Here is a 13,689-nt window from a genome sequence, read left to right as displayed (position 1 = left end):
CGATACCGGGTTGCCGGCGATATGTAATGGCCTTGCCGTCAGCGCGAGCGTTCCGCCACGTGGTCGTGCATGGCCTGGTCCATGATCGCGCGCACTTCGTCGTTCGCCCTGCGATCGGCGTCTGCCTCGCGCCGGGACTGCGCCACGTGTTCCTGGCCGATGGCGGCGCGGCGCTTGTCGAGATCGGCGACTTCCCTTGCGACGTCCGCTTGCTCGCGTTCGATGGCGGCGTTCCCTGCGGCATAGGCGGAGGGATCGCGCGGTCCATTCGGGCTGGCCTGCTGTGTTGCCAGTTGCGCGCGCTTCATCGACAGCCTCCCCAACTGGTCGTTCAGCACGGCTTGCCTGCGGTCGATCTCGGCCTGCTTCTCCGCGCTGCGCATGGCATCCTCGGCCGGCACCCGGGCGCGTTCATAGGCCTCGCGGATACGTTTCACGTAAGCCGGATCGCGCAACACCCATGCCTGCGCACCGTTGCGATACCAGGCGTAGTCGCCCGGGCCCTGACGTTCAGCCCGCGCACGCTGGATGTCTTCATCGCTGCCGTTCGAGATGCGCGTAATCTGGCCGCTGAAGAAGATGAACGTCTGATCCGAAGGGCCGTAGGCCGGCGACGGCGGTGCGGGGGGCGCCCGGGGCGCGGCCGGTGCCGAAGGCACGGGCGGCATCGGCGGCAACGGTGCGGGAGACAGGCGCGAGGCGGCCACAGGTGTCGTTGGCGTCGTCGCGGTCACGGGCGTCGTGGGTGTAACGGGCGTGACGGGCGTCGCCGCTACAGTAGGGGAGGCCTGCGCTGGCATCGCATCCGCACCATCGGCGGCAACGACCCGCCACGGCGTGACGCCGACCGCCGCGATCATCGTAACGAGGCAGAGTGTGAGCACGCGCGGTGGCGCGTCGGTGGCCTGACCGAGCATGTCGATTCTCCTTTTCAATGTGCGGAAGGTGGGCGACGCCCCGGGGAGCGCGTGGTGCGGATGGGGCGCCACACCGAGGCGCAGCAACAGACGTCCATACGTCCGTGGGGCCTGGCGCCCGCGCGACACCACCAGGGCGTCGCAGGCGGCCTCGCGGCACAGGGCGTACTCGCGCATGGCCAGGTGGACGAGGGGGTGGAAGAAGAACAGCGTGCGCGCGAGCACCGGCACCCAGCCGAGCACGAGGTCGCCGCGGCGCACATGGGCGAGCTCATGCATCAGCGCCATGTCCAGTTCCTCGTCGTCGAGCCTGTCTTCCAGCGGCAGGAGGATGGTGGGACACCACAGGCCGACCACCTGCGGCGAATCCACTTCGGCCGATACCGCGAGACGCGGCGACCGGCGCAGCCCGAGTTCGCGCGCCCTCCGCGCGCACAGCGTGTCCACTCGTACGTCGTCGTGCGGCATCGCACGGCGAACCACGCCGGAAAGGCGGTACGCCCGCACACCCGCCACGGCCAGCTGGATCAGGATCGCCACGGCCCAGACGGCGAGCAGCACCATCGTCCACGACATCGTGAACCCGGGTTGCGGTGCGATCGTTGTCGTCTGCACCGGCGTGGCGTCGAATGTGCCGGTGGATACGGCCGTCTGCATGGCTGGCGCCGGCAGCAACGGAAGGGCAACCGGCGTGGGCCAGGCAAGCCCCAGTACCAGTTGGGCGCCGAGCAGCCACCACAACGCGGTGCGTGCGGCGGCCGACAACGACGGCATCAGGCGGCAGACGGCGTAGACGAGCGCGGCCAGGAGGATCGCTTGCACCGACGCGTAGGCAAGCCGGGAAAGCAGCGTGTCGAGGAAGGCGTCCATGTCAGCGCCCCTTGCGCCGCGATTGCAGCGTGCCGACCAGTGCCTCGAGTTCGGCCAGCTCGGCGTCGCTGACCTGTCCGCGTTCGGACATCCAGGCGACGAAGGGCGACACCGAGCCTTGCAGTGTCTTTTCCACGAAGCGGGCCACCGCGCCGGTCATGACCTCGGCGGCGCCATTGGTGGCGCTGTAGCGGAAGCTGCCATCGATCCTGCGGCGGGTGAGGTAACCCTTCGCGCGGAGCCGCTCCATCATGGTGAGCACGGTGGACCGCGCGAGGCCGCGCGCTTCGCCATAGCCCGCGCACACCTCCGCCACCGAACTCTTCGGCGCCTCCTCGATGTATTGCAGGAGCGCGAGTTCCTGGTCGCCGATCGTCTTCTTGCTCATGCTGGCCTTCCTGACTACAGGTGTAGGCAGCATGCGCCTGACGACAGGTGTAGTCAAGTGCGGCCCCGCAAAGAAAAACCCCCGCCTTTCGAGCGGGGGTCTCTTCGCTTCCTGGTCGCGGTGGATGTTCCACCGCGATGGATCAGGCGGCGGCGTCCTTCAGCTTCTTCAGCGGACGGACCTTGACCTTGACCGAAGCGGGCTTGGCGGCGAACCAGCGCTCTTCGCCCGTGAACGGGTCCTTGCCCTTGCGCTTCGGCTTGGCCGGAACGGCGACCGAGGTGATCTTGAGCAGGCCGGGCAGCGTGAACGTGCCGGCGCCCTTCTTGTGAACCGACGCGGAGATCGCGCCTTCGAGCGAGGCCAGAACGGCCTTCACGCTCTTGCTGTCCACACCGCTCTGCTCGACGATGTGCGAGACGAGCGAGGACTTCGACAGCGGATCCTTGATGGGCTTGAGGGCGGCCGGCGCCTTCGTTGCCTTGGCGGGAGCCTTGGCAGCCTTCTTCGCCGCCGATTTGGTGGTCTTGGCCATGGTTATCCTTGTCACTTTGATCGAATGAGGCGGCCTTACCGGCCGGTGCCCAGCGGGCGACTCACTCTAACGTTGCTTTCGTCCGCTGAAAATAGGGTCCGCGAAGTTTTTTCGCATTTGTGAGCCCTTTTTTTCAGGGTCCCCGTGACGCAATGCAGAAAAAGCGGCTCAGATGCCCGCGTACCACTCGTAACCGTTGTCTTCCCAGTACCCGCCGTTGCCCTCGCCGATGTCCGCGAAACTGGCAACGACCTCGATCCGGCGAAGGTACTTCGCGTGCTTGTAACCCAGCTGGCGTTCCACCCGCAGCCTAAGCGGGGCACCGTTGGCGACGGGCAAGGGCTTGCTGTTGAGGGCATGGGCGAGCAGGGTCTGCGGATGCCGCGCTTCGTCGAGGTCGATGCTTTCGTAATACGGGGTGTCCTCGTCGTAAGTGTCGAAGCAATGGAAGACGACGTAGCGCGCGGCATCCGTCGGACCGACATGGTCCAGGACGGCGGCGAGCGGCGTGCCCGTCCATTTGCCGATGGCGCTCCAGCCTTCCACGCAGTCGTGGCGGGTGATCTGCGTGCGGCTGCCCAACGCCTTCAATTCTTCCAGCGACAGCCGCGCCGGCCGTGCCACGAGGCCGTCCACTTCCAGGCGGTAATCGGAAAATCCTCCGCGCAGCAGCGACTGGTAGAGCGGCGTGTCCGGCATGGTGGTGCCGTTGGGTTTGAACACGGGGGAGATGTCGGATTCCGCGTATTCCTTCGCGAGAGCTCGCGAGGGCGAGAGGAAGCGCTGGACACGTCGCGTCACCGCTTCCGCGGATTCGAGCACGCGTGCGCCAGTGTCGCTCTCGGAGATGCGGTCGCAGCCCGCCAGCGTCGCGCCGCCGAGGGCGAGGAGCGTATTGCGCAGGAAATGGCGGCGGTCAGTCATGGCGGGTTACCTCCCTCTCGTCGCGAATCCGGTACCAGCCAGTCACCATGCCGCGCAGCTGGTTGAGGGGGCCGCTTACCAGCACTTCGAAGACGTGCACCAGCACGAAGGCCACGAAGGCGACGGCGATGATGAAATGGATGGTCCTGGCCGACTGGCGGCCCCCGACGAGGTCGACGAGCCAGTGCAGCACCGCATCCATGCGGGGCGACATGGCGATGCCCATGAGCACGATGCCGCCGCCGAACACGAAGATGGCGACGAGGTAGGCGAGGCGCTGCAGGATGTTGTAACGGGCCGCTTCCGCGCCCTCCGGATGACGGAAGCGCAGGTGATCGACGACCGAGCGGCCGAAGCCGCGCCAGTCGCTCCGCGTGGGCACGAGGTCCCTGGCGAGGTGCCGGCTGAAAAGGGACCAGCCCACGTACGCGATGCCGTTGACGACGAAGAGCCAGGCAAAGAAGAAGTGCCAGCGACGGCCCATCGCGAGCCAGCCCGGCCCCGGTATCGTGGCCCAGGCGGGAAAGCCGCGCGACCGCCACTGCCCGTTCACCTTGGAGGCGCCGAGGACGCCGGTGGTGTCGAAGGCATGGCTGCCGATACGTGTGGTGCCGCGCGGCGCGCCCTGTGCATCGACACCCCCTTGCAGCGAAAACACCGCCTTGCCGGGGTCGGATCGCTGGCCCCAGTACAGCGAGGGGTGCGCGTTGAAGATCTGCAAGCCGCTGCCGAGCAGCACGAACAGGCACACCACGTTGATCCAGTGCATCACGCGCACGGGCCAGCGGTGCCGATAGACGAGGCGTGTGTTGGGCATGGGATGCTCCGCGGCAGGCTACCTGAAGTATGACCCTACGGACGGATATTTTCTTACAGGCCGCCGGTCTCGGCCGGATCGTCCAGCCATCCGGCTGCAACGGCACGCCGAAGGTCGGTCTCGTCGTCCAGATCGTCGCCGAGTTCGTCGGCGCGTACGCTGCGTGGCGCCAGGTCGTGCCACAGATCGCGGAACCCCGCGTCGCCTTCGAGTTCCATCCCCCGCGAGAGCGTCGACGCGCGCAGAACCACCGGCACGCCTCGCGCATCGCCGTAGCGGCTTACCGTGTCGCGATCGTCGCCGTGCACTGCCAGCAACGCGAGGAGATGGCGGACCTCCAGTGCCGGCTGATCCACCACGGTGACCAGCGTCGGGCGCTCGCGCCCGGCCAGTTCCCCCGCCGCGAGGCGCAGGCTAGACGCCATACCCGTGGACCAGAGTTCGTTGACCAGCACCTGCACGTCGAGATCGCCCAGCGCCGCCGTCACGTCGTTGTCGTGCGCCCCTACCACCACGATCGTCCGCTCCGGTTTCGTCGCGAGCACGAGCCGGGCCACCCGCGCGACCAACGCCTCGCCGTGGCGGGTAAGCAACTGCTTCGGCCGGCCGAGGCGGCGGCTGCCGCCGGCGGCGAGGATCACCGCGTCGTGACCCGTATTCATTCCACGCGCGCGCGGTCGCGCTGGCACACTTCGGCAAGGATCGACAGGGCAATGCCGTGCGGCGTCTGTGCCCCGATCGGCAAGCCCGCGGGCAGGCGGAGCCGCTCGAGGGCGTCTTCCCCGATACCCTCGTCGCGCAGGCGCTGCATGCGCGCCTGGATCTTGTGCCGGCTACCGAGCACCCCCACGGCGAAAGCCGGCGACGCCAGGCCATGCGACGCCACGGCGTGATCCGTTTCCGCGTCGTGGCTGAGCGAATAGACGGCCGTACGGTCGTCGATGGCAAGTTGGGCCAGTGCCGCGGGAAGCGAGCGCGAGTCGTATCCCGCCAGCGTCGCTCCCGACGGCGGCGACGCTGGCCCGTGTGGCCGGAGCAGCACGACTTCCACGCCGACGAGCGGTGCGAGATGCGCCACGGCCAACGTCACCGGATCGCCCCCGACCACGACCACCCGCAACGGTGGACGATGGACCACCGCATAGGTGCCGGTTTCCGCGGGGACAGCGCCGTCGCGGATGGACCATTCGCCTGTCGAGGCATCGGAGAGCGCCGTGACGGTACGCCGCTCCCGCCGGGCGACGCCGAGATCGTGCACGTAAGCGGCCGCTTCGCGAAGTTCGCGCACGAAGATCCCGATGCGACCGCCGCAGCTGAGTTGGATATCGAGCACATCGCTGCCCACCCCGTAATCGAGCAGGCGCGGGCGACGCTCCGCAAGCGCCATGGCCGCCTCGGCGGCGACGGCGGCTTCCACGCATCCCCCCGAGACGTAACCGGCCACGGAGCCATCGGCGGCAATGACCATCTCGCTACCCAGCGGTCGCGGCGACGGCCCTTGCACGCTGACCAGGGTGGCCAGCGCCACGCGGCCCCGGTGGGCAAACTCGCGCAGCGATGCCAGCAGGTCTTCGACGAGGGCGTACTCTGGCCACGCGGGCCAGGCGGGAACGGTGGATGTGTCCAAGGCGCTCATGCCCGAAGTCTGGCACGATTGCGGCAGAAGGGGCATGACGCGGTCGAAACACCCGTCTCACGCCCTCCGTGCTCTCCTAAGGCGACCATGTCCCGACTCATCGACCGCCACGGACGTACCAAGCGCAAGCTGCGGATATCGCTCACCGACCGCTGCAACTTCCGTTGCACCTATTGCATGCCGGAACACCCGGACTGGCTTCCGCGAGCCAGTCTGTTGAAGCGCGACGAGATCGTGCGCCTGGCCGGGATCTTCGTCGACCACGGCATCGAGCAGATCCGCCTTACCGGTGGCGAGCCGCTGCTCCGGCCCGACCTGCTCGATTGCGTGCGTGCCATCGACGCCCTTCGCGAGCGTGGGCTGTCGCGCCTGTCCATGACCACCAATGCCTCGCGCATCGCGCCGAAGGCGCGCGAACTGGTCGCGGCGGGTATCGACGACTTCAACGTCAGCCTTGACGCCATCGATGCCGGCACGTTTCGCCGGCTGACCCTGCGCGAAATCGCCCCGGTGCTCGACGGCATCGACGCCCTCGCGGATGCGGGGGCCAAGGTGAAACTGAATGCGGTGGTGATCCGCGGCGACAACGATGAGGACATCGTGCCGCTGCTCGAATGGGCGATGGCGCGCGGTTTGCCGCTGCGCTACATCGAATACATGCCGCTCGACGCGCCGGGGCACTGGAAACGCGACGCCGTGGTGCCGGAGGCCGAGATACTCGCCGCCATCGGCCGCTCGCACACGGTGGAAGCGCAGCCGCGGGGCAACGACCCGTCCACGCCTTACCTCGTCGACGGCCACTATCCGCTCGGTGTCATTTCCACCGTTTCCAACCCGTTCTGTTCCACCTGCGACCGGCTGCGCCTCACCGCGACGGGCGAACTCTTCACCTGCCTGTTCTCCCCGCTGGGCATGCCGCTGGGAGCGCGCCTGCGCGAGGGGGCCGACGATGCGGCGCTGGCGGCGCAGGTCGCCAAGGCCGTATGGCTGAAGGACGCCGGCTATGCTTCACGGCCCGGGCCGGTGGACCGCCCGTTGACCATGCATGCCATGGGCGGCTGATCCGCCCATTGCCAGGATGCCCATGAAACCGATCGTTTTCGAACTCTTCGCCAACCTCGAACGGCTGGCCGGCACGAAGGAATGCCGTATCGACGTCGACGGCGGCGTCGCCACCATCGGCGATGCGCTCGCACTGCTGGCGCAAGGGCACCCCGAACTCGCGGGTTCCCTCGAACGGTGTGCCTGCGTCTCGGGCGATACCATTGTCCGCCGCGCCGACCCCGTGCCGGCCGACGGCCGGATCGCGCTGTTGCCACCTGTCGCCGGAGGCTGAGCATGAACCGCATCGCTCTTTCCCACGAACCGGTGGCCGTCGAGCCTCTGCTCGAGCTGGACACGCATCCGGAATGCGGCGGCCTTGCGTTGTTCGTCGGTACGGTGCGCGACCACCACGAGGGGCGTTCCGTGCGCCACCTCAAGTACACGGCGCACGAACCCCTGGCCGCGAAGGTGATCCGCGAGGTGGAGCACAGCACGCGTGAGCGCTACGGCGTACCGTACGTGCGCATCGTGCATCGTCTGGGCGACCTCGCCATCGGCGATATCGCCATCGTCTGCGTGGTGCGCGCACCGCATCGCGCGGAAGCCTTCGCGGCTTGCCGCTACGCGGTGGACGCGGTGAAGCACGGCGCGCCCATATGGAAGGAGGAGTTCTACACGGACGGCAGCAGCGCCTTCGTGGAAGGCTGTTGTATCCGCGACGACCTGGACGAGCCCGACACAGCGTCGCATCGTCACCACTCTCATGCGAGCCACGGATGAAAGACGTCAGCCAGAAACCGGATTCCCTGCGCGTCGCGCGCGCCACGGCCACGCTCCATGCTCCCGCCGCGTGTATCGCGCTGTTGCGCAGCGGCGAGACGGAGAAGGGCGATCCGCTCAAGACCGCGCGCGTGGCCGGCATCCTTGCCGCGAAGCGCACGGACGAACTGATTCCGCTGTGCCATCCGCTGCCGATCCACCGCGCCGACGTGCATTACGAACTCGGCGAAACCTCCGTTCGCGTCCTCGCCGAGGTGCAGACGATCGGCCCGACCGGCGTGGAGATGGAAGCGCTGACGGCGGCAAGCCTGGCGGCGCTCACCCTCTATGACATGCTGAAGCCGTATGCGGAGCCGGACGAGCTGCACATCGAGGACTGCCGCCTCGAGCGGAAGACGGGCGGTAAATCGCACTATCGGCGCACGCTGGCACAGGTGCGCAGCGCGGCGGTCGTGGTGCTGTCGGACACTGTCGCCAGCGGCGCGAAGACCGACACCGCAGGCGCTTATGTTCGGGACGCGCTCATGGAGGCCGGGTTCGATCCGGTGGAATACGCCGTGATCGCCGATGACGCAGCGGTACTTGGCAATCTGCTGCAGTCGCTGGTCGATGGCGGCGTATCGCTCGTGATCACCGTCGGCGGCACCGGGCTGGGCCCGCGGGATGTTACCGTGGACACCGTGCGTCCCCTGCTGGATGTGGAGATTCCAGGCATCATGGAAACCGCGCGCGCCTTCGGCCAGAAGCGCATGCCGTTCGCCATGCTCTCGCGCGGCGTGGCCGGCTACGTGCGCGACACCCTCGTCGTGACTTTTCCCGGCAGCCGCGGCGGAGCGAGCGAGTCCCTTGCGGCGACCCTGCCGGGCTTGATCCACCTGCTGGAAACCGGCCGTACCGGAGGCAGGCATCCGGGCGGCTACGGGGAGTCGGCCTGATGCCCCTCCTTCCCCTGTCGGACGCGCTGTCGCGGTACCGCTCCAGCGTGCGCGCGCTTCCGACCCAGCGCGTGCCGCTGGAACTGGCGCTGGGGTCCGTGCTCGCGGAGGCGCCCAAGGCGCGTATTTCGCTGCCTCGCTTCACGCAGAGCGCCATGGACGGCTATGCCGTGCGGGCCGACGACGGTCTGTCGCCGCGTACGCTCGTTGGCACCGCCGCCGCCGGCACGCCCGCGGAGGTCGCGGTGAAGGCGGGACAGGCCGTACGCATCCTCACGGGCGGAGTGCTCCCGGCAGGCGCCGACGCGGTGGCTCGCCAGGAGATCGTCGAGCGGACCGGTGAAGGCATCGTGCTGCGCGAAGCCGTGCGGAAGGGCGAGGCTGTTCGCTACGAAGGCGAGGAACTGGTGGCCGGAGCGGCGCTCGCGGGGCCGGGGAAGAGAATCGGTGCCGGACTGCTCGCCGCCCTTGCCATGGCGGGCGTCGACACGGTGGAGGTCTATCGCCGCCCGCGCGTGGCGGTGCTGGTGACGGGCGACGAAGTGCGCCGCGTCGGCGAGCCCCTCGAGCCAGGCCACGTCTACGATGCGAACGGGCCGCTGCTACGCGCCTGGTTCGTCGAGAACGGTTACGGGGAGCCCGTGATCGCCTATGTGAAGGACGACGAGGCCGCGCTCGAGGAAGCCATGAGCGCCGCGCTCGACAGCGCCGACCTGATCGTGACCAGCGGTGGCGTATCGGTGGGCGATCGCGACTTCGTCCCGCTCGTGGCCGACCGTCTGGGCGTGCGCCAGATCTTCTGGAAGGTGGCGCAGAAACCGGGCAAGCCTCTGTGGTTCGGCATGCGGGACGGCAAGGTCCTTCTCGGCATGCCGGGCAATCCGGGTGCGGTATTGGTCTGTCTTGCAGTGCATGCCCGCGCCATCCTGGCGCAGCTCGAAGGCGAGACAGGCGAGCAACCCGCGTGGCGCAGCGGCGTGCTTGCTTCGTCTGTCGAAGCCGATGCGCAGCGCGACAGACTGGTACGCATGCGCGTCGACACGACCGATGGCGCGGCTTCGCTCGAACTCCTGCCGCGGCAGGAGTCGCACATGCTGAGCAACCTCGCCTCGGCGCATGCGCTGGTGTGGCTGCGCGCTCGGGACGTGGCCTTCGCGCGTGGCGAAAAAGTGCCCTGGTTGCCTATCTGAGCGGGTAGCGCGGGAGCCGCGATGGCGGCTCCCGCGCCGGACCTCGTCTTACCAGGCCTTCACGTCCGACACGACCACCGTGTAGTCCTGCATGTCGGCGGAATAACGGAACAGGCGGCCCAGGTCGAAGTCCACGCTCTTGCCCGGCTCGATGTTCGAGGTGCCGGCCGGCCAGCCCTGCTTGCTGGCGATGACCTTGCCGCTGGCGTCCTTCGCGTCGATGCGGATCTGGGCAGCGGCGGGCTCGGCGCACTTGTTGACCAGGTTGCCCTTCATGCTGAAACGCGGCATGCCGGAGCCCTGCTGGAGCTTCACGGCGAAACCGTCGATGGCGAAGTCCTTGGGGGCGCAGGCGGCCTGGGCGGCCAAGGGAGCGGCGGCAAACAGCGCGATGGCGACGACGAGCTTCTTCATGGGGTGTTACCTGTCGATAGGGAAAGGGCTACGCCTCCGCGTTTGGGGAGGGCGTTAGCCTTCGTATCGGCAGGGCCGGGGAGGACTTTAGGCTAGGCCGAAAGGCCAGTCAGGCCGCGGCCCCGGCAGTCAGGGCCTCGAGTTCGTCGTCCATGGCCCCGAAAAGATCGTCCATCGGCGCGAATTCGGCCTCGGGTTCGAACCAGCGCCTCACCGGGGCGAAGCTGCGCCGGTGCGCCTCGCACGGCCCCAGGCGCCCCAGCGCGTCGAGGTGCTCGGGCACCGCATAGCCCTTGTGCCGGGCGAAGCCGTAGCCGGGATGGAGGCTGTCCAGGGCCGTCATGTGCCGGTCGCGACTGACCTTGGCCAGGATGGACGCGGCGCTGATGGCCGGTTCCGAGCCGTCGCCGCCGATCACCGCCCTGCCTTCGCAGGGAAGCGTGCGCGGGAGGCGGTTGCCGTCCACCAGCGCCATGTGCGGTTTCAGGGACAGGCCCATGAGGGCGCGGGTCATGCCGACCATGGTCGCCTGGAAGATGTTGATCCGGTCGATCTCTTCGCGTTCCACGAAGATCACGCAGTGGGCGAGGGCGCGCTCGACGATCCGGCCGAAGAGTTTCTCGCGCACCGCCTCGGTCAGCTGTTTCGAGTCGTCGAGGCCGCGGATGGGGCGCGCGGGGTCGAGGATCACCGCCGCGACGACCACGGGCCCGGCCAGCGGCCCCCGACCGGCTTCGTCGACACCGGCGACGACAAGGTCGCGGGCGAGCTGGGAGGTGACGTTACGACGGCGAGGCATGGCGGGCAGGGTACTGTCCGGGGGAGGCGGCGACAAGGTCGGCCAGGGCATCGGCTGCATGGTCGGCGGCACGGCCGTCGAGGCCGCCGCGCAGTTCCTGGTGCAGGAATTCGAACGCGGCGACGATGGCGCCGCGGCGTTCGCTGTCTGCCAGGAGGTCGAGCGTGGCCTGCGCAAGGTTCTCCGCCGTGCAGTCGTCCTGCATGAACTCCGGCACGAGTCGCTCGCCGCCGAGGCCGCAGGCCCGTGCAAGGATGTTCGGAAGACTGTAGACATCGGTCTTCAGCATGCGCAGGGCCTTGGCGATGCGGTAGCTGGTGGGCGACACGCGATAGCCCACCACCATGGGGCGCTTCGCCAGCATGGCTTCGAGCGTGGCCGTGCCCGACGCCAGCAAGACGGCATCGGCTGCCAGCATCGCCTCATGCGCGCGGCCGTCCACGAGCAGCGGCGGTGCGCCGGGGAAGTCCCTAAGCAAGGTGGTCAGGCGCGCGTGAACGCGTTCGTTCGCGGCCGGCACGACGATGCGCAGCCCCGGCATCGCGCTTGCCACCCGCCGTGCCGCCTCGATGAAGATGGCGCCGACGCGCTCGATCTCGCTGGGCCGGCTGCCGGGCAGCACGGCGAGTACCGGTGCGTCGTGCGGCAGCCCGAGCGCAGCGCGCGGCGCATCGCGTCCCGACACCATGGGGAAACGATCCGCGAGAGGGTGCCCCACGAAGCGGGCGTCCACGCCATGGCGTGCGTAGATCGGCGGCTCCATGGGAAACAGGCAGAGCACGCGCGCGGCGGATCGGCCGATCTTCGCGGCGCGATTCTCGCGCCAGGCCCACACGGAAGGGCTGACGTAGTGGGCCGTCATGAGCCCGCCTTCCCGAAGCTTGCGCTCCACGGCGAGGTTGAAGTCCGGGGCGTCGATACCGACCGTCAGCGCGGGACGGGCGGCGAACAGCTTCGCCAGCAGGTCACGGCGCAGGCGGAGCAGGCGCGGCAGGTGCTTCACCACCTCGGCGAAGCCCATCACCGAAAGCTCGCGAATGTCGTACCAGGACTCGAAGCCGCGTTCGAGCATGCGATGCCCGCCGATGCCCACGAAGCGCGCCTGCGGATAGCGCTGGCGCAGGGCGTCGATGAGGTCGGCGCCCAACTGGTCGCCGGAGTCCTCGCCGGCGATCAGGGCGATCAGCGGCGCGTCGGGCGGTGTCACCTCGCGAGCGCCCGCTCGCTGCGATCGAGGAAGTCGAGCATCTGCCGCACGTCCTCGCTGCCTTCGGCCTGCGCCACCAACTGTTCGCGTGCCTCGGCCAGGGGAAGCCCGGCCATGTAGAGCGTGCGGTAGGCACGCTTGATGGCGGCGATGCGCGCGGTGTCGAAGCCACGGCGTTTCAGGCCTTCGCTGTTGATGCCGCGCGGACGGCCACGGGTCTCGTTGGCCATCATCACGAACGGCGGCACGTCGGAACCGACGAGGCAGCCCATGCCGATGAAGGCGTGGGCACCCACCTTGCAGAACTGGTGCACGCCGGAGAACCCCGAGAGGATCGTCCAGTCGCCGATTTCCGCGTGGCCGGCCAGGGCCGAGTAGTTGGAGAACACCACGTTGTTGCCGATCTGGCAGTCGTGTGCCACGTGCACGTAGGCCAGCAGCCAGTTGTCGTTGCCGATGCGGGTGATACCGCCGCCGTCGCCGGTGCCCCGATTGATGGTGACGAATTCGCGGATGAGGTTGCGATCGCCGATGACCAGTTCGGTGCGCTCGCCCTTGAATTTTTTGTCCTGCGGCGGACCACCGATGGACGCGAATTGCGAGATGCGATTGTCGCGACCGATGGTGGTGGGCCCTTCGATCACCACATGCGGGCCGATCGTGGTGCCTTCGCCGATGACCACGTCGGCACCGATGACGCTGTAGGCACCGATGCTGACGCTGTCCGCGATGCGCGCGGACGGATCGATCTGCGCGGTGGCGTGGATCATTTGTCGCTCCTGGCGGCGCACATCAGTTCGCAGCAAGCCACTACCTTGCCGTCCACCGAGGCCTTGGCCTCGAACAGGCCCATGCCGCGGATCAGGCGCTTCAGCGAAACCTCCATCACGAGTTGGTCGCCCGGGGCCACGACGGCGGAGAAACGCGCGTTGTCCACCTTGACGAGGTAGAACAGCGGGCTGCCGGACTGGCCGTCGACCTGGCTGGTGATCTGCGTGAGCAGGCCCGCCGTCTGGGCCATGGCCTCCACGATGAGTACGCCGGGCATCACCGGATGACCGGGGAAGTGACCCTGGAAGAACGGCTCGTTGATGGTGACGTTCTTGATCGCCGTGATGGTCTTGCCGGGATCGATCGAAAGCACCCGGTCCACCAGCAGGAACGGGTAGCGGTGCGGCAGGAGCCGCTGGATCTGCTCCACGTCCACGGGGAGCGTCACGGCAGCTTTCATTT

General features: G+C 68.3%; 16 protein-coding genes and 1 pseudogene. 5 read left to right on the top strand and 12 right to left on the bottom strand.

Annotation, left to right across the window (positions count from 1 at the left end; translation table 11 throughout):
• Positions 1-38: 38 nt before the first annotated feature.
• The 7 genes and pseudogenes from HBF26_RS04030 to HBF26_RS04000 form a co-directional block, all read right to left on the bottom strand.
• Positions 39-1,787, bottom strand: coding sequence for a M56 family metallopeptidase (locus HBF26_RS04030; protein WP_167123334.1), 1,749 nt, complete (start codon positions 1,785-1,787; stop codon positions 39-41).
• A gap of 1 nt (position 1,788) precedes the next feature.
• Positions 1,789-2,175, bottom strand: coding sequence for a BlaI/MecI/CopY family transcriptional regulator (locus tag HBF26_RS04025; RefSeq protein ID WP_167032243.1), 387 nt, complete (start codon positions 2,173-2,175; stop codon positions 1,789-1,791).
• Between the two features lie 142 nt (positions 2,176-2,317).
• The gene (locus tag HBF26_RS04020) at positions 2,318-2,710 is read right to left on the bottom strand and encodes an HU family DNA-binding protein (protein ID WP_167025042.1); all 393 of its coding nucleotides are present in this window, start codon (positions 2,708-2,710) and stop codon (positions 2,318-2,320) included.
• Between the two features lie 168 nt (positions 2,711-2,878).
• Positions 2,879-3,634: a molybdopterin-binding protein gene (locus HBF26_RS04015; protein WP_167123332.1), complete on the bottom strand. Its 756-nt coding sequence runs from the start codon at positions 3,632-3,634 to the stop codon at positions 2,879-2,881.
• Positions 3,627-4,451, bottom strand: coding sequence for a cytochrome b/b6 domain-containing protein (locus tag HBF26_RS04010; RefSeq protein ID WP_167123330.1), 825 nt, complete (start codon positions 4,449-4,451; stop codon positions 3,627-3,629). Before HBF26_RS04010 ends, HBF26_RS04015 begins: the two co-directional genes overlap by 8 nt.
• Before the next feature lie 53 nt (positions 4,452-4,504).
• Positions 4,505-5,113: a nucleotidyltransferase family protein gene (locus HBF26_RS04005; RefSeq protein WP_167123328.1), complete on the bottom strand. Its 609-nt coding sequence runs from the start codon at positions 5,111-5,113 to the stop codon at positions 4,505-4,507.
• Positions 5,110-6,083 (bottom strand): annotated as a pseudogene (locus tag HBF26_RS04000) (XdhC family protein); the annotation flags it as partial. The gene HBF26_RS04005 and the pseudogene HBF26_RS04000, both read right to left, overlap by 4 nt.
• A 91-nt stretch (positions 6,084-6,174) precedes the next feature.
• Here HBF26_RS04000 and moaA point away from each other — a divergent pair.
• From moaA to HBF26_RS03975, 5 genes are read left to right on the top strand one after another with little or no spacing between them, the layout of a single operon-like run.
• Entirely contained in the window at positions 6,175-7,149 is a 975-nt protein-coding gene (moaA, locus tag HBF26_RS03995; protein WP_167123323.1) for a GTP 3',8-cyclase MoaA, read from the top strand.
• Positions 7,150-7,171: 22 nt separating this feature from the next.
• Complete coding sequence (locus HBF26_RS03990) at positions 7,172-7,423, top strand: MoaD/ThiS family protein (RefSeq protein ID WP_167123321.1); 252 nt, start codon at positions 7,172-7,174, stop codon at positions 7,421-7,423.
• A 2-nt stretch (positions 7,424-7,425) separates the two neighbouring features.
• Entirely contained in the window at positions 7,426-7,911 is a 486-nt protein-coding gene (locus HBF26_RS03985; protein WP_167123319.1) for a molybdenum cofactor biosynthesis protein MoaE, read from the top strand.
• Positions 7,908-8,846 (top strand): bifunctional molybdenum cofactor biosynthesis protein MoaC/MoaB, encoded by a 939-nt coding sequence (gene moaCB, locus HBF26_RS03980; RefSeq protein WP_167123317.1) that lies wholly within the window; start codon positions 7,908-7,910, stop codon positions 8,844-8,846. The genes HBF26_RS03985 and moaCB overlap by 4 nt, the downstream gene beginning before the upstream one ends.
• Positions 8,846-10,036 carry a molybdopterin molybdotransferase MoeA gene (locus HBF26_RS03975; RefSeq protein WP_167123315.1) on the top strand — a complete coding sequence of 397 codons (1,191 nt, stop codon included), beginning with the start codon at positions 8,846-8,848 and terminating at the stop codon, positions 10,034-10,036. Before moaCB ends, HBF26_RS03975 begins: the two co-directional genes overlap by 1 nt.
• Positions 10,037-10,084: 48 nt before the next feature.
• Here HBF26_RS03975 and HBF26_RS03970 read toward each other — a convergent pair whose 3' ends face one another.
• The 5 genes from HBF26_RS03970 to fabZ all read right to left on the bottom strand — a co-directional run bounded on the left by HBF26_RS03970 (position 10,085) and on the right by fabZ (position 13,687).
• Positions 10,085-10,450 (bottom strand): hypothetical protein, encoded by a 366-nt coding sequence (locus HBF26_RS03970; RefSeq protein WP_167123313.1) that lies wholly within the window; start codon positions 10,448-10,450, stop codon positions 10,085-10,087.
• A 109-nt stretch (positions 10,451-10,559) separates the two neighbouring features.
• On the bottom strand, positions 10,560-11,249 hold the full coding sequence (gene rnhB, locus HBF26_RS03965; RefSeq protein WP_167123311.1) for a ribonuclease HII: 690 nt from the start codon (positions 11,247-11,249) through the stop codon (positions 10,560-10,562).
• The gene (gene lpxB / locus HBF26_RS03960) at positions 11,233-12,456 is read right to left on the bottom strand and encodes a lipid-A-disaccharide synthase (RefSeq protein WP_167123309.1); all 1,224 of its coding nucleotides are present in this window, start codon (positions 12,454-12,456) and stop codon (positions 11,233-11,235) included. Before lpxB ends, rnhB begins: the two co-directional genes overlap by 17 nt.
• Complete coding sequence (gene lpxA / locus HBF26_RS03955) at positions 12,453-13,226, bottom strand: acyl-ACP--UDP-N-acetylglucosamine O-acyltransferase (protein ID WP_167123306.1); 774 nt, start codon at positions 13,224-13,226, stop codon at positions 12,453-12,455. Before lpxA ends, lpxB begins: the two co-directional genes overlap by 4 nt.
• A complete protein-coding gene (gene fabZ / locus HBF26_RS03950) occupies positions 13,223-13,687 on the bottom strand; it encodes a 3-hydroxyacyl-ACP dehydratase FabZ (protein ID WP_167027762.1) in 465 nt (154 codons plus the stop codon). The genes lpxA and fabZ overlap by 4 nt, the downstream gene beginning before the upstream one ends.
• Between the last annotated feature and the right edge of the window lie 2 nt (positions 13,688-13,689).

Source organism: Luteibacter jiangsuensis (genome assembly GCF_011742555.1).
GTDB classification, from domain to species: domain Bacteria; phylum Pseudomonadota; class Gammaproteobacteria; order Xanthomonadales; family Rhodanobacteraceae; genus Luteibacter; species Luteibacter jiangsuensis.
This window is presented reverse-complemented; position numbering and strand designations above follow the sequence as displayed.